This window comes from Rhizobium sp. TAL182 (genome assembly GCF_002117725.1).
GTDB classification, from domain to species: Bacteria; Pseudomonadota; Alphaproteobacteria; order Rhizobiales; family Rhizobiaceae; genus Rhizobium; species Rhizobium esperanzae.
Window position 1 is genome coordinate 175,673 of sequence record NZ_CP021029.1, and the last position, 15,876, is coordinate 191,548.

Annotated in this window: 14 protein-coding genes; 8 read left to right on the forward strand and 6 right to left on the reverse strand. The window is 61.9% G+C overall.

The features are described from left to right. Window positions 1-177 precede the first annotated feature (177 nt). The 3 genes from Tal182_RS29945 to Tal182_RS29955 all read left to right on the forward strand — a co-directional run bounded on the left by Tal182_RS29945 (window position 178) and on the right by Tal182_RS29955 (window position 2,048). Window positions 178-531: a metalloregulator ArsR/SmtB family transcription factor gene (locus Tal182_RS29945; RefSeq protein WP_064807491.1), complete on the forward strand. Its 354-nt coding sequence runs from the start codon at window positions 178-180 to the stop codon at window positions 529-531. A gap of 195 nt (window positions 532-726) precedes the next feature. Next, window positions 727-1,392 carry a nitroreductase gene (locus Tal182_RS29950; protein WP_085862112.1) on the forward strand — a complete coding sequence of 222 codons (666 nt, stop codon included), beginning with the start codon at window positions 727-729 and terminating at the stop codon, window positions 1,390-1,392. Window positions 1,393-1,475: 83 nt separating this feature from the next. Further along, complete coding sequence (locus Tal182_RS29955; protein WP_085861877.1) at window positions 1,476-2,048, forward strand: NADPH-dependent FMN reductase; 573 nt, start codon at window positions 1,476-1,478, stop codon at window positions 2,046-2,048. 107 nt (window positions 2,049-2,155) lie between these two features. Here Tal182_RS29955 and Tal182_RS29960 read toward each other — a convergent pair whose 3' ends face one another. The 6 genes from Tal182_RS29960 to Tal182_RS29985 form a co-directional block, all read right to left on the reverse strand. After that, entirely contained in the window at window positions 2,156-3,343 is a 1,188-nt protein-coding gene (locus Tal182_RS29960) for a galactarate dehydratase (protein WP_064807965.1), read from the reverse strand. A gap of 12 nt (window positions 3,344-3,355) precedes the next feature. Continuing rightward, the gene (locus Tal182_RS29965; RefSeq protein WP_085861878.1) at window positions 3,356-4,573 is read right to left on the reverse strand and encodes a mandelate racemase/muconate lactonizing enzyme family protein; all 1,218 of its coding nucleotides are present in this window, start codon (window positions 4,571-4,573) and stop codon (window positions 3,356-3,358) included. Continuing rightward, window positions 4,570-6,291, reverse strand: a complete 1,722-nt coding sequence (locus Tal182_RS29970; protein ID WP_085861879.1) for an ABC transporter ATP-binding protein — start codon at window positions 6,289-6,291, stop codon at window positions 4,570-4,572. The genes Tal182_RS29965 and Tal182_RS29970 overlap by 4 nt, the downstream gene beginning before the upstream one ends. Before the next feature lie 7 nt (window positions 6,292-6,298). Continuing rightward, on the reverse strand, window positions 6,299-7,420 hold the full coding sequence (locus Tal182_RS29975) for an ABC transporter permease (protein ID WP_085861880.1): 1,122 nt from the start codon (window positions 7,418-7,420) through the stop codon (window positions 6,299-6,301). Between the two features lie 9 nt (window positions 7,421-7,429). Then, on the reverse strand, window positions 7,430-8,416 hold the full coding sequence (locus Tal182_RS29980) for an ABC transporter permease (protein WP_064807967.1): 987 nt from the start codon (window positions 8,414-8,416) through the stop codon (window positions 7,430-7,432). Window positions 8,417-8,533: 117 nt separating this feature from the next. Next, on the reverse strand, window positions 8,534-10,471 hold the full coding sequence (locus Tal182_RS29985) for an ABC transporter substrate-binding protein (protein WP_085861881.1): 1,938 nt from the start codon (window positions 10,469-10,471) through the stop codon (window positions 8,534-8,536). Between the two features lie 351 nt (window positions 10,472-10,822). Between Tal182_RS29985 and Tal182_RS29990 the strand changes: the two genes are divergently transcribed. Genes Tal182_RS29990 through Tal182_RS30010 form a run of 5 tightly spaced genes read left to right on the forward strand, consistent with a single transcriptional unit; the run spans window position 10,823 to window position 15,873 of the window. Continuing rightward, complete coding sequence (locus tag Tal182_RS29990; protein WP_085861882.1) at window positions 10,823-11,536, forward strand: FadR/GntR family transcriptional regulator; 714 nt, start codon at window positions 10,823-10,825, stop codon at window positions 11,534-11,536. 21 nt (window positions 11,537-11,557) lie between these two features. Beyond that, complete coding sequence (locus Tal182_RS29995; RefSeq protein ID WP_085861883.1) at window positions 11,558-12,388, forward strand: NAD(P)-dependent oxidoreductase; 831 nt, start codon at window positions 11,558-11,560, stop codon at window positions 12,386-12,388. Then, a complete protein-coding gene (locus Tal182_RS30000) occupies window positions 12,385-13,260 on the forward strand; it encodes an SMP-30/gluconolactonase/LRE family protein (protein WP_085861884.1) in 876 nt (291 codons plus the stop codon). Before Tal182_RS29995 ends, Tal182_RS30000 begins: the two co-directional genes overlap by 4 nt. Before the next feature lie 35 nt (window positions 13,261-13,295). Beyond that, on the forward strand, window positions 13,296-14,240 hold the full coding sequence (locus tag Tal182_RS30005) for a dihydrodipicolinate synthase family protein (RefSeq protein ID WP_085861885.1): 945 nt from the start codon (window positions 13,296-13,298) through the stop codon (window positions 14,238-14,240). 46 nt (window positions 14,241-14,286) lie between these two features. Continuing rightward, entirely contained in the window at window positions 14,287-15,873 is a 1,587-nt protein-coding gene (locus tag Tal182_RS30010; protein WP_064807509.1) for an ABC transporter substrate-binding protein, read from the forward strand. Window positions 15,874-15,876: the final 3 nt, after the last annotated feature.

The window sequence follows — 15,876 nt, forward strand, 5'->3', positions numbered from 1 at the left end:
ATCAAGGAGCCAGGAACGCCGGCTGTCCATTTGATGCACGCCGTATCCGATTCACGCCAAAAAAGAGGATGCGGCGCCGGTAATGGGTTTCGGCCCCGCACGCTTGCGTTATCTCTAAATTAAAGTTCGGGGATATGACATCGTACCCGGCTTTGGTTCCCCAAAGGAGATCTCGCCTTGAACAATCAATCGTCAGTCGCGCCTTCCCCTAAAACCAATGCCTTCGACAACGAAGCAAACTTCCTGTCGGCCATGGGGAATGCCAAACGGCTTCACATTCTGCATCTGTTGACCGAAGGAGAAATGTCCGTAACCGTCCTGGCTGACGAAGTGGGGTTGAGCCAATCTTCGACGTCTCAGCATCTGGCAATTCTTCGAGACCAGGAACTCGTGCAAACACGAAGGGCTGCGCAGACGATCTATTATTCACTTCAATCTGACGGGGTCAGGGCAATGCTCGATACGCTCGCTGACATTTTCGGATCGCATCGTCGTACGGCGGCTGAACGTGCCCGAGCCGTGGGCACCTAACGCCATTGGCGGAACGCTGATCTTGCCGCTCATGATTGGTCTCCAATTCTGCTGACATGCCCCTCGACCACGTCGATCGCTGATGTACGTTTGATGTACGCCTCCTAGACCGCGGTGTGATTACGCCTCCATTGCGAATGGCGATAATGAACCACATCAGGAACGGAACGAACGGCCCGGCACATGGAGGCGGTCATGGACGTATATGAGGCAGTCACAAGCCGACGGTCGGTGCGCGGATTTAAAGACCAGCCTGTGGCGATGGAGATACTCGAGCGCGTGCTGGCCGCTGCGGCTTGGTCGCCGTCGGGATCGAACATCCAGCCGTGGAATACCTACGTGATCACCGGTGCGCCGCTGACCGAACTCAAGACATCAGCTGTCGAGCGCGTGGCGCATGGCGACGCCTGGGACAAGCGGCAGTACGAGATGTACCCGTCCGTGCTGAAGCCGCCCTACGGCGAGCGCCGCTCCGCCTTCGGCAAGGAGCGCTACAGCGCGCTCGGCATTGCGCGCGAGGACTGGGAGGCGCGCCAGCGGGCAGCAATCGCCAACTGGAATTGCTTTGGCGCGCCCGCCGCCCTGTTCTGCTACATCGACCGCGACTTGGGTCTGCCCCAATGGGCCGACGTCGGCATGTATCTGCAGACCGTGATGCTGCTACTCCGGGCCGAAGGACTGCACAGTTGCCCGCAGATGGCGTGGTCGCAGGTTCGCGAGACGGTCGCCGAGGTCCTGTCGCCGCCCGATGGGCTGATCCTCTTCTGCGGCATGTCGATCGGCTACGAAGATCCTGCGGTAAGTTACGCCCGTACGGGCCGCGCCCCGCTGGCCGAGACAGTCACGTTTATCCGCGAATAGTTGCTTGCGCCAAAAGGACAGAGACCCCGTCGAGAATTCCGCGTATGATAGGTCTTCTATCGTGCGGGATATTGGAGAACGCCATGACCACGCATAAAGTAGGCTATCTTATCGGCAGCCTCGCCAAGGGCTCGATCAACCGCAAGCTCGCCAAGGCGCTGGTGCGCGTCGCCCCACCGGAACTTGAAATGTCGGAGATATCCTTCAAGGACCTGCCACTCTACAGTTACGATTACGACGCCGACTACCCTCCGGCCGGCAGAGCATTCAAGGCGGCAATCGCGGCCGTCGACGCCGTGCTGTTCGTGACGCCCGAATACAATCGGTCCATCCCCGGCGGACTGAAAAACGCAATCGACTGGGCGAGCCGCCCCTACGGCACCAACTCGTTCACACACAAGCCGTCGGCGGTCATCGGCACGTCGCCGGGCGCCATCGGCACAGCGGTCGCTCAGCAGAATTTGCGCAGCGTGCTCGGTTTCTGCAACTCTCCGCAGATGAATGCTCCGGAAGCCTACATCCAATTCACTCCGGGGCTGATCACCGATGACGGCGAGGTCACGAACGCCAGTACCGCCGATTTCCTTCGAACGTTCATGCAGGACTTCCACGTCTTCATCGCGAGGGTTCGCTCAGTGCTGCCGAAAGACGCCTAGAGGCGCTTGGAATGGGATCGCGGTGTTCCTGCAATGCCTGCAACGTCGCTCCGCGGGAGCTGGCCGCGCCAAGCCGGCGGCCAGTTCTGGTTTAGTGTGTAACACCCTCAGGCGAAGGCGTAGGAGCCGTCCGGCCGCTTCGGCACGCGCCGCTGCCAATGAATATAGCCTTCCTCCTGCATCGCCTTCTCGTCCATTTCGACGCCCCAGCCGGGCCGGTCGGGACGCAGTTCGAGATAACCATCCTTCGGCAGATAAGGGTCGACGACATAGCGGGTTTCCCCCTGCCGCTTCTCGATGTCGAGGCCGCCATAGACATAGGCCTGGCCCTTTGGCAGCCGGTATTCGAGGATGCGGAAATTCTGGGCCGCGGCCGAAAAATGCACATTGACCGCCGTCGCCAGGGGTCCCATCGGGTTGTGCGGAGCGACGCCGACAAAATAAGCTTCGGCAAGCGTGGCGATGCGACGCATTTCGCTGATGCCGCCGACGACGCAGATATCCGGCTGGATCAAGTCGGCGCCCTTGACCTGCAGCAGCCGCAGGAATTCGTTCCTGTTATAGAGCGACTCGCCGGTGGCGAGCACGCAGTTGAGCCCCTGCTTCAGGTCGCCCCAGGCCTCGATGTTCTCGGGACGCAGCGGCTCTTCGTAGAACAGCGGATCATAGGGCGCCAGCGCATTGCCGAGTTGCCTTGCGGCGATCGGTTCGAAAATCTTGGCATGAGCATCGAAGGCAATCTCGTATTCGTCATTCACCGTCTCGCGAAGCGAGCGGAAATAGTCGGCCGAGGCTTTTACGACATTGCCCCAGCGATGAGCATGCATGTCGATCCGCCAGGGGCTGAGCTTGAAGGCGGTGAATCCCCATTCCTCCTTCAGGCGGTCGAACTCGTCGCGGGCGGCGGGCGCGTCGGGGGCGGTATAGACCCCGGCATAGACCTTGATGCGGTCGCGCACCTCGCCACCCAGCAGCTTGTAGACCGGGACATTCGCGGCTTTGGCCGCCAAATCCCACAGGCAATGGTCGAGCGCGGAAATCGCAGCAAGGCCGAGTGCGCCCGGCGGGAAGCGGCTTTGCTGGATCAGCAGGTTGACGAGATAATCGACGCGTGTCGGGTCCTGGCCGGAGAGAAAGCCGTAGAGATAATCGAGCAGCGGCGGCAGCGCCTTGTCGGGGCCGTGATTGTAGCATTCGCCCCAGCCCGTCAGCCCGTCATCGGTGTCCAGTGCGACGATCACGCGGGGTCGGTCCTTGTCACGGGTCATGAACACCCGCATGCGGTCGATCTTCATCATTCTGTCCTTCTAGCGATTGAAATAACTGCGGCGCGCCACGCGCGTCTGCACGTAGAGATGCTCGTTGTAGGTTCCGGGATTGTAGGATCCGGCGGCCTCCGGCACGGGAACGGAGACGTTGCCGCCGCTCGGAAAGCGGGCGACGAATTCCTCGTCGATATCACAGCCGAGCCCGGGGGCATCGGGAACGGCGATCAGCCCATCGACCTGCTCGGGATGCGGCACGATCGTCCGGCGGCGGCCGTCCCAGTCGTCGTCCAGCCGCTCGAGGATGAGCGCGTTCGGAATGGCGGCCAACAGATGCAGGGCTGCATATTCCGCCACCGGTCCAAGCGAGCCAGAATGCGGTGCCATCTGGATGTGATGGGCTTCGGCCATGGCCGCGATCTTCTTCATCTGAGTGATGCCGCCGGCCCGGCCGGTATCGGGCTGAATGACATCGACCAGCTCTCGTTCGATGAGTTCGCGCTCGCCAAAGATGGTTGCCGAGCGTTCGCCGGCGGCAAGCGGCACATGAGCGGCGTCGCGAATGCGCTTGTAGCCTTCGAGATTGTCGGGCGCGATCGGATCTTCCACCCACATCAGTTCATAGGGTTCGAGCGCCCGCACCAGGCGGCAGGCGTCCGCAGGGGTCAGCCATGGCGGACCGTGCAGGTCGATGGCGATGTCCATATCGTCGCCGACCGCCTCGCGCAGTGCTGCGACCTTGCGAACAGGATCGGCCACGCCACCGCACTTTATCGCCTTTATGCCACGCTGCTTGATCGCAAGCGCACGTTCGGGCGTATTGGCATGCGAATAGATCGGGACCCTGTCGCGCACCTTGCCGCCGAGCAACATCCAGACCGGCACGCCCAGCGCCTTGCCCTTGATGTCCCAGAGCGCCATGTCGATGCCGGTCATCGCGTCGCCTCCGACCGTACCGAGCATGCCGTGACCCATCATCGCAATATGCAACTTCTGCCATAGGCGCTCGATATGGGCCGGATCTTCGCCGATCAGGAGCGGCGCCAAATCATGGATCGCCGTCTCGATAACGCGCGGCCAGCCGGAGCATTCGCCGATGCCGGTGATGCCCTCGTCGGTGTCGATCTTCAAAAACAGCCAGTTCCTCGTGCCCCGCAGCTGCGTTGACGCCCCCTCTCCCGAACGCTCATCCGAAGCCCATTTCGACGGATCGGGCTGACCTGCATGCATGAGAAACGTTCTGATGCCGGTGATCTTCATCGCTGAACGCTCCCGTTCTTCAGAGTGTCGGGAGCGACATAACGGAAGCGCCGCGAACGGTCGCGGTCGCGTGGATCCGGCCGCGGAATGGCCGATATCAGCGCTTGCGTGTAAGCATGCTCGGGCGTGCGGCAGACCTTCTCCGCCTCGCCGATTTCGACGAGCTGGCCCTTATACATGACGCCGACGCGGTCGCACATGTAGCGGATGACGCCGATGTCATGGCTGATGAAGATATAGGCGAGCCCGAGTTCGTCCTGTAGGCGCATCAGGAGATCGAGCACCTGCGAGCGCACGGAGACGTCGAGCGCCGAGGTCGCCTCATCGGCGACGATGACGCGCGGATTGAGGGTGATTGCGCGGGCAATGCCGATGCGTTGGCGCTGGCCGCCGGAGAAGGCGTGCGGATAGCGTTCGCGGGCCCTGGGATCAAGGCCGACCTGCTCCATCAGGTGGCAGACGCGCTCGTCCAGCGCCCGTCCCCTTGCGATGCCGTTGACGAGCAAGGGTTCACCGATGATCTGGGAGACGGTCATGCGTGGATTGAGGGAGCCGAAGGGATCCTGGAACACCATGCGCAATTCGCGGCGCGCGGCGGCAAGCGTCTGCCCTTTTGCCGTTGCGAGGTCGATGATGCCGCCATCAGCCCGGCGATAGAGGATTTCACCGGCGGTTGGATCGAGCAGCCGCATGATCGAGCGGCCCATCGTCGTCTTACCGGATCCGCTTTCGCCGACGATGCCGAGTGTCTCACCGGGCAGCAGCGAAATGGAGACCTCGTCGAGTGCTTTTACCTCGCCGAAATCCATCGAAAGATTGCGCAATTCCAGGATCGGCGCCGCCGTCCGATCGAGCGGCGCTCGCGCCAGGCGAATCTCGGCCTTCTGCTCCAGCTTCAGCACCGAACCAATCAACATGCGGGTATAGTCGTCTTTCGGGGCGTGAAAGATCTGCTCGACCGGCGCATATTCCTTGGCGATGCCATTGTGCATCACAAGCACATCGTCGGCGATCTGCGCCACGACGCCCATATCATGCGTGATGAAGAGAACGGCCATGCCGTTGGCCTTCTGCAGCCGGGCGATCAGGTCGAGAATTTCGGCCTGCGTCGTCACGTCGAGGGCCGTGGTCGGCTCGTCGGCGATCAGCAGTTGCGGCTTGCAGGCGAGCGCCATGGCGATCATCGCGCGCTGGCGCATGCCGCCGGAATATTGGAAAGCGTATCGATCCAGCGCTTTTTCAGGCGCAGGAATTTCCACCTGTTTGAGCAGCGATATGGCTTCGGCGCGCGCTTCCGCCTTGCTCATTCTCGTGTGAAGGCGAAGCGCCTCGATGATCTGGTTGCCGACGGTATGGATGGGCGACAGCGACGACATCGGCTCCTGGAAAATCATCGCGATATCGCGGCCGCGGATCGCCCGGATCTGGCGCCCGCGCGGATTGAGGCTGGTCAGATCGATGGAGCCGCCATTCGGGTGGTTCAATGTGATCGAACCGCCGGCAATGCGGCCGGGCGCGTCGACAATCTGCAGGATCGAGCGCGCCGTCACCGACTTTCCGGATCCGCTTTCACCCACCACGCAGAGCGTCTTGCCCGGCTCTATTGCAAAAGACAGGTCGCTGACGGCGCGAAAGACGCCGGTGCGCAGCGGGAAATCGACGGTGAGGTTCTTCACCTCAAGAAGCGGCCTGCCGGCAATGGGAACGATGTCGGTCATGCCGGCCTCATTTGTTGTAGGGATCGGCCGCGTCGCGCAGACCGTCGCCGAGGAGATTGAGCGCCATGACGGCGACCACGACAGCGCAGCCCGGCAGGAAGAGCCAGGGCGCCGTGGCGATCGAACGAATGTTCTGGGCCTCGCGCAGCAGCACGCCCCAGGAAATCGTCGGCGGCTGCAACCCGAGCCCCAGGAAGGAAAGAGAGGTTTCGGCCAGAATCATCGCCGGCACCGCGAGCGTGATCGACGCGATGATGTGGCTGGCAAAGCTTGGCAGCATGTGGCGAAAGATGATGCGGCCTTCACGAACGCCATCCAGCCTGGCTGCAGCGACGAATTCCTCGGTGCGCAGGGATAGGAAGCGGCCGCGAACGACGCGGGCGAGCTGAGCCCAGCCGGTCAGCGACAGGATGATCGTGATCATCATATATTGCAGCGTCGCCGGCCAATCCTGTGGCAGGGCCGCGGCCATGGCGAGCCAGATCGGGATTGTCGGCAGCGACAGCACGAAGTCGATCACCCGCTGCATGAAGAAATCGATGCGGCCGCCGTAATATCCCGAGATGCCGCCGATCACGATGCCGAGCATCAACGACAGGAAGACGCCGACAAGGCCGATCGACAGCGAGACCTGCGAACCCTGCACCGTCCGGCTGAAGACGTCGCGCCCAAGCCGGTCGGCGCCGAAGAGAAGCAGCGGCGTCGTCTTGTCGGGCGAGGCGATCAGATGGATGTTGGTGTTGAACAGGCCGAACACGGAATATTCATAGCCGCGCCCGAAGAACTGGACGTCGACGCGCTTCGTCGTGTCTTCCCTGAAGATGGCGGCAAGCGTTTCCGGATCGCGGGTCAGCTTCATCGGATAATAATGCGGGCCGAAGGAAAACCCGTTCTCGGTGTCGATCAGGTGCAACTTCTGCGGCGGGTGGAAGGTCGCCCGCGCATTTTGCAGGTTCGGATCGTTGATGGCGAAGAAGCCCGGAACCAGGGCAACGATGTACATCATCACGGTGACGACGAGCGCCACCATGGCCAGTTTGTGGCGGCGAAAAGCCCACCAGATCAGCTGCCACTGCGATGCGACGGCGGCCCGATCCGGCTGAATGTTTGTAACGGCGATGTCGGCCATATCAGGCTCCTATTCCAACCGGATGCGGGGATCGACCAGCGCAAGCAGGATGTCGCTGATCAGAGAGCCTATCAGCGTCAGCGCGCAGATCAGCAGAACGAAGGCGCCGGCCAGATACATGTCCTGGGCCATCAGCGCCTGCAGCAGCAAGGGTGCGGCCGTCGGCAGGTTGAGGACGATGGCGACGACGACCGAGCCGGAGATGAGATTGGGCAGCAGCCAGGCAATCGTCGAGATGAACGGATTGAGCGCGATCATCATCGGATATTTCATCAGCAGGCGGAATTCCGAGAGCCCCTTTGCCCGGGCCGTCGTCACGTAAGGCTTCGGCAGCTCGTCGAGCATGTTTGCGCGCATGACGCGGATGAGGCTCGCCGTCGAGGAGACGGCAAGGATGATGACGGGAAGCCAGAGATGCGAGAAGAGATCGCCCATCTTGGCAAAGCTCCAGGGCGCATTCTCATATTGCGGCGAAAACAATCCCCCGACATCCTGGCCGAATTCGACCGCCGCGATATACATCAGCACCAGCGCCAGCAGGAAGGACGGAACGGCCAGACCGAAAAAGGTGAAGGCGGTGAAGAAATAGTCGCCGATCGAGTATTTGCGCACGGCGGAAAAGACACCGATCGGCAGCGCGATTGCCCAGGTGGCGATCAATGTCGAGAGAGCCAGGACGAGGGTCAGCGCCATGCGCTCCCAGATCAGATCCGACACCGGCTGCTGCCATTCGAAGGAGATGCCGAAATCGCCGCGCGAGAGGATGCCCCAGATCCATTTGAAATATTGGATGAGCATCGGGTCATCGAGTCCGAAGCGTTCGCGCAATTGTGCGGCGGTGTTCTGATCGACGATTTCATTGGAGGCCGCCAGCGTCGCAATATAGGTCGTGACGTAGTCGCCCGGCGGCAGCTGGATCAGCACGAAAGCGAGGAAGCTGACGGCAAAGAGCGATGGAATCATCCATAGCAGACGTTTGGCGATAAAGACCAGCATGGGCGCCTCTTGCATTGAGTACCGCCCTCCGATGCCTTACCGGCTCTCATCGCCGGCAAGGCATCGGAAGGCGAACCGAATAAAGCGCCGTACCGTCGGTACGGCGCTTGATCAAAATCAGCTCGTGAAGGTGAACTGCTGCGGCATCGCAGGTCCCGGATTGGGCCAGGACCAGCTATCCGGCTGCTTCTCGGGAACATTGCGCAGATTATTGCGGATGATGCCGAAGCCTCCGACCGCGAGGCAAAGGCCCACGGTCTCGAATTCCTCCGCGGCGATGTCGAAGATCTGCTTCATGATCGCGCCGCGTTTGTCGAGATCGGCCGTCGAACGCGCTTCGTCGAACAGCTTCATGCGCTTCTTCTGGCTTTCCGGCGGCTCCTCGCCGCGCGCGCCGTTAGACGTATACCAGAGCGTCCACGGAATGGCGTAACGCGACCCCTGCGGATGGAAGGCGAAGAAATCGCGCGGATCGAGCATCGGATCGAGACCGCCCGGCCCCGGCCACACCTGCGCATCATGGGCATTGTCGTCGCCGCGGGTATAATAGAGCGCCCGCTCGATCGTATTGACCTTCATGTCGATACCGATCTGCGACCAATGCGTCTTGACCAGCTCCAGGGCATCGACGAGATCGGGATAAAGCGTCGGAATGACGTCGACCGAGAAGAACACCTTCTGGCCGTCGGGCCGAACGCGAAAGCCGTCAGGCCCCTTCTTATAACCGGCCTGATCAAGCATCGCACCTGCTTTGTCGGCGTCATATTCGGTGAATTGACGCGCATATTTCTCGTGGTACCAGGGATGGGTCGGGCGCGGCCCGGCCTGGTAGGGCTCGCTCTGCCCGAAATAGACGATATCGATGAGTTCCGGGCGATTGATGCCGATCGAGAGCGCCTGCCGGAACGCCTTGTCCGCAAACATCTTGCGCATGGCAGGATCTTTGTGGGTGATGTTGAAGTAGATCTGGCACTGCTGCGAGGCCGAAGGCACGAGCGTCAGCAGGCGATAATCGCCCTTCTGCATGTTCTGGGAGAGCGTCGGCTTGTTGGCCAGCACGCTGATGTGACGTTCCTGAATGTCGATCTTTCCGGAGATGACGTTCAGCATCAGCGATTCGACGTCCTGCGAAATGCCGAAATTGATCTCATCGATGTAGGGAAGCTGATTGCCCGCCGTATCGACCTGCCAGAAATAAGGGTTCCGGGTCATGACGACGCGCGTGGCGCCGCCGACATAGGGTTCCTTGACGACCCAGGGATCGAGTGTCGGCTTGTCGACATTGCCCCAGCGCGTCGGAATTTCGATGTCGCCGCAGCGGTTGCGGAAGAGCTCCGTCCAGCTGGTGACGCCTGCCTTCTTGGCATCGGCCTCGATGTTGGGATTGTACTTCGGCAGGAACTGGCTGCAGTAATGCTTCGGGAAGAGCGTCGGATGCTGACCGAGCGGCGTGGCAAGGTTCTCGAGATAAAGCGCGTTCGGCGCGGCGAAGGTGAATTTCACCGTATAATCGTCGATCTTTTCGACAGTGACCGGCTTGCCGGCAACGGCTAGCTGCGCCGGCGTCGCGCTGTAAAGCTCGGTGTTCTTCACGCAGTCTTCGATCGCGAAAACAACGTCGTCGGCCGTGAACGGGTGGCCGTCTGACCAGCGCACGCCTTCGATCAGATGGAAGGTGAATTGAGTCGCGTCGTCGCTGACTTCCCAGCGTTCGGCGAGGTTCGGCTGCACGGCGGTGAATTCCAGGTTCCAGCGCACAAGGCTCTGGTTGCCGACCATGCGCAGAATGCCGTTATGGTCGGATGAACCGCGCAGACCGCGGCGCAACGTGCCGCCATAGGTGCCGACCTTCTCGAACGGCGTTACCACCATCGGCTTCTTCGGCAGGCGCTCGGCCAGCGGCTGCAGTTTGCCGTCTTTGACCAGTTGCGCCAGCGCAGGCGCTTCGCCGCCGGCGGCAAAGGCGCGACCGGCGATGGACAATGCTGCAGCACCAGCCATGCCGCCGAGAACGGCGCGGCGGGTGATACCGCGAGACAGAATTTCATTGGGCATCGATTCCTCCCCTTTTATGCCGGCACAGGCGGGCGTCCGACCTGCCGTTTTGCGCCCTCCTCGGCGCTGGGACGAAACCATAGACACGTTCTCAAATGATTACAAGAGTTGACAGATAATTACAGATTCGATAGCCATGCCGTATCAGACACAACGCCAAGCCATTGGCAATCCTGCCTTGGATAGGGAAAGAAGACAGACCTGTCAGAAGCTGTATACAGGCCGCATCGCGGCCGATGACGGCGCGGCGCCATCCCGGCGCATGGTCGAGAAGGCATATCCGGCTTCTGCTCGCCGGGCGAAGAGCCGACGGGGCGAATTCGCCACTTGGCGGGGGAGAAAAGAGCGATAATGACGTTTGCAGTCGATGCCGTTTCGAACCGGGGCGCAACGCGCTTCAGCGACATCATCTACGAGAAGATCGTAGGGATGATCGCGGACGGCAACTTTCCCGTGAACGAACGGCTGCCGTCGGAAACCAGGCTCGCCGCCGATTTCGGCGCATCGAGACCCGTTGTGCGCGAAGCACTCGAACGTCTGAGGGCCGACGGCCTCGTCGTTTCCCGCAAGGGCTCCGGCTCCTATGTCCGGCAGCGGCCGGATTCGTCGATGCTGAAAATGGTCCCGGTCGGCTCGCTTGCCGATGTCCAGCGGTTCTTCGAATTCCGCGCCGGTCTCGAGGCCGAAGCTGCGGAGCTTGCCGCGCGAAACTGGCAGCCGGCCGACAAGGAGCGGATCACTGAAGCGCTTCTTGCGATCGAACAATGTCTGAGGAACGGCGAACTCGGCGCCGACGAAGACCAGGCCCTGCACGACGCGATCGCGATGGCGACGGGCAATCAGTTTCACATCACCGTGCGCGAATGGTTCAAGCCGCATTTCGCCATCGGCCATTCCGTAACGCGAAGCCTGAGCCTGAAACGGACTCCGGAGCAGATCCGCAGCGTTCAGGACGAGCATGCGGTCATCGTGGAGGCGATCTTCGCGCGGCGGGAAGCCGAAGCGCATGATGCGATGAAGACACACATACTGAATGCGCGCGCCCGCATGTTCCAGGGGGTTTGAGCGACAATGGGAGGAAGGACGATGAGACGGATTGCCATGACGGGTGCCGCCGGACGTGTCGGGACGCTGCTGCGCCCGCTTCTCCGGCAGCATGTTGAGCATCTCCGCCTGATCGATATTCATGAGCCTGCGGACCTGGCCGAGAATGAAGGCTTCGTTGGCGCCGATCTGTCAAAGCTCGAAGAGGCAACGGCCGCTTTGGGCGGCATCGACGGTGTCGTTCATCTCGCCGGTCTTGCGGGCGGTGTTGATATCAACGCGATATTGCAGGCGAACGTGCTCGGCACTTACAATCTCTACGAGGCCGCCCGGGTCAACAAGGTCGAGCGGGTCGTCTACGCCTCAAGCAACCATGCGACCGGCTTTTATCCCCGCGGCGAGGTCATTTCGCCGCTCGATCCCATGCGCCCGGACAGTCCCTACGGACTTTCCAAATGCTGGGGAGAGCTGGTGGCGGGGCTTTATTACGACACATCGGGCATCCGCTCCCTTTCCATCCGCATCGGCAATGCCGGCACCTACCCCAACAGCGAGCGCACGATCGCGATCTGGATCAGCGCCCGGGATCTGGCGCAACTGGTGCGGATCGGCCTCACCCATCCGCAGATCGCCGCAACGGTCGTTTACGGTGTTTCCGACACCGACACGAAATGGTGGGACAACGATCTGGCGACGCGGCTTGGCTACCAGCCGCAGGATCGGCCGCGTGATCACGCCCGTATCGAGGACGGAGCGGAGGGGCGGGTCGCCCGCTCCTTCCAGGGCGGCGGTTTCTGCGAATTCAATCACGACGGCAACATCCGCATGCGCGATGCCGAGGGCCTCGTCAAAGATCTGGAGACGGTCTCGTGACGGCGCCGCGCATCATTGAACCGAAGACCCGTTCCGTGCTGCAGCAACCGCTGACGGTTGGCGAATCGCCGGTATGGGACGAGGAAACCGGCGCTTTGTGGCTTGTCGACATCCTGGCGCCGGCAATCCTGCGGATTTCCCCGCAAGGCAAGGTCGATCGCTTCGAGATGCCGGCTGCAGTCGGCAGCCTCGGGCTCTGCCGCGACAACAGGATCATCGTTGGTCTGCAGACGGGCGTCCATCTTTTCGATCCCGTCTCAGGCGATATCGAATTTCTCTGCGATCCGGTCGGGCGCGACATCAATGGCCGCCTCAACGACGGCAAGGTCGGCCCGGATGGGCATTTCTGGGTCGGCTCGATCAGCGAGGCCAAGCCGCAGATGAATGACGCGGCGCTCTTCCGTGTCGGCGCCGATGGCAGCTCGAGGACGGTGGCAACGGGACTGACGAGCTCCAACGGCCTTGCCTGGTCGCCGGACGGCCGGCGGATGTATCACTCCGACAGCCGACAGTGTTTTCTGCAAGCCTTCGATTTCGATCCCGCAACGGGTGAGCTCGGCGCGGGACGCCGGCTTCGCAGTTTCACGGAGGAACAAGGGCGACCGGACGGGGCGACGACCGATCGCGATGGATTCTACTGGAGCGCCGGCGTTTCCGCCGGTCGCCTCAACCGGATATCGAGCGAAGGCGAAGTCGTCGAAATCTACATTCTGCCGGTCGCAGCACCGACAATGCCGTGTTTCGGAGGGCCGGATTTCAGCACCCTCTACGTCACGAGCCTGTCGAGCGACCGCACCGGACGTTTCGAGGCTGGCACGGTCATCGCCTTCGATGTCGATGCGGAGGGGCTGCCGCCCTTCCGTTTCGGCTGACGATCAACTGGAAGAAAAGCGAACGGGGGAGAAAAATGAGCATCGCGATCATGCGCAAGGCGCTTAGGGGCGTGTCGGGCGTTCCCGTCACGGCTTATGACGCCGGGGGGGAAGTCCAGCCCCGGGTTACTGCGAAAGTCTATGAGCGGGTGGCCGTGGCCGGCATTCACAACATCGTCGCGGCCGGCAATACCGGAGAATTCTATGCTCTGACGCCGCAGGAGATCCGGATCGTCCACGAGGCGGCGGTATCGGGAGTCGATGGCCGCGCGCCGGTGACGGCGGCGATCGGCCGGTCGCTGCGCGAAGCGATCGGCATGGCTCGGGATGCGTCCGCGATCGGCGCATCGGCGGTCATGTCGCATCAGCCCGTCGATCCTTTCGCGGCACCATCGGCCCAGATCGATTATTTCTGCAATCTCGCCGATGCTTCCCCCCTGCCGCTCGTCGCCTATGTCAGGGCGGAAGGCTTCAGTGTCGCCGAGATCGTCCGCCTCGCCAACCACGGCAATATTGCCGGCATCAAGTTCGCCACGACTGATCTGATGCTGCTGTCGCGGGCGATCCCCGCGGCCGATCCGAATGGCGCGCTGTTTGTGTGCGGCCTGGCGGAGAGCTGGGCGCCGACATTCACCGCAGCCGGCGCGCGCGGCTTCACCTCGGGCCTCGTCAACGTCGCACCGAAACTTTCGCTTGCCGTCCACGAAGCGCTTGAAAAAGGCGATTTTGCCGCGGCGAGAACGATCGTCAACAAGCTCGAACCCTTCGAGCGGATGCGCACCAAATTCCGCAACGGCGCGAACGTCACCGTCGTGAAAGAGGCCGTCACCTATTCCGGCCTCGATGTCGGCCCGGTGCGCGTGCCTGGATTGCCGCGGCTCGACGCGCAGGATCGCGACGAGCTGCATCGGCTGCTTCGAGGCTGGGAGGCCGAGGGCGATATCCAAACGGACCGGCAGGACGTGAAGGCAGCCGGCTAAGTTCGAAACATCATTCCCGCAAGCAACAGGATTGGGAGGTCTTGAGATGCTGAAACAGCTACTGACGACGATCGCAATGACAGGCGCCCTGATGGCGGCGCAGCCGAGCCTGGCGGCATCACCGCCCAACATGCTGGTGATCGGCACGAATCTGACAGGCATCCGCACGCTCGATCCGGCTCAGAACAATGCCCGCACAGTCTCCGAGCTGATCTCCAACATCTACGACAATCTCGTGCAGCTGTCTCCTGATGACCTCAAGACGCTGAAGCCGATGCTTGCGACGAAATGGGAGGTCTCGCCCGATGGTAAGGTCATCACGCTGACCCTGCGCGACGACGCGGTCTTCCAGAGCGGCAACAAGGTGACCGCCGAGGATGCGGCCTGGTCGATCCAGCGTGTCATCAAGATGGGCCAGGTCGGCTCCACCGACGTCGCGCTCTGGGGCTTCACGGCCGATAACGTCGAAAAGCTCGTCCGCGCCAAGGACGAACACACGCTGGAGATCGAGCTGCCGCAGGCGGTCAATACCGACCTGGTGCTCTATTCGCTGGCAGGCTCCTCGATCGGCATCGTCGACAAAAAGACGGTGCTGTCGCATGAGGCGAACGGCGATTTCGGCGGCGCCTGGCTCTCGGCCAATTCCGCCGGCAGCGGCCCGTTCACTCTGGCGCAATGGCGGCCGAACGACGTGGCGATCTTCAATGCGCAGCCGAAATACTGGGGCGGCAAGCCCGCCATGGCCCGCGTCGTCGCCCGCCACATTCCGGAATCCGGCAATCTCAGGCTTCAGCTGGAGGCCGGCGACGTCGATGTCGGCCAGTATGTGGCGAGCGGCGATCTCGATGCACTCTCCAGCAACAAGGATATGGTCATCGACAACGTTCCGGGTCTCGGCTTCTATTACATAGCCCTGAACCAGAAAGACCCGGACCTGCAGAAGCCGAAGGTTCGCGAGGCCTTCCAGCACGCCTTCGACTGGAAGGCGATCTCCGGCAACATCATGCGCTACACCGGCTTTCCCTGGCAGTCGATGATCCCGCGCGGGATGATCGGCGCTCCCGAAGAGGCTGCGGTCCGCTATGACTACGATCCCGCCAAGGCCAAGCAGCTGCTGGCGGAGGCCGGATATCCCAATGGCCTGAAGAAAGTGCTCAATCCGTCGGGGGCACCAACCTTGCCCTTCGCCGAAGCGCTGCAGGCGAGCGCACGGGCCGCCGGCTTCGATCTCGATCTCGTGCCCGGCGAATTCACGCCCGCCTTCCGCGAGCGCAAATTCGAAGTGCTGCTCGGCAATTCCGGCGCCCGCCTGCCCGATCCCTTCGCCGTCGCCACGCAATACGCCTTCAATCCCGACAATAGCGACGAGGCACGCCTCGGCAGCTATTATCTCTGGCGGACCGGCATGAAGGTGGACGAGCTCAACACGCTCATCGATCAGTCGATGAAGGAGCGCGACACGGGCAAACGCACCGATATCTTCAAGAAGATGGACGGCATCTATGCAGGCATGGCTTCCCCGCTCGTCATCTTCTTCCAGCGAACCGACCCCTATGTCATGCGCGCCAACGTGAAGGGCTATCACGGGCACACGACATGGTCGACGCGCTGGCATGATGTGACCAAGGAGTAGAGC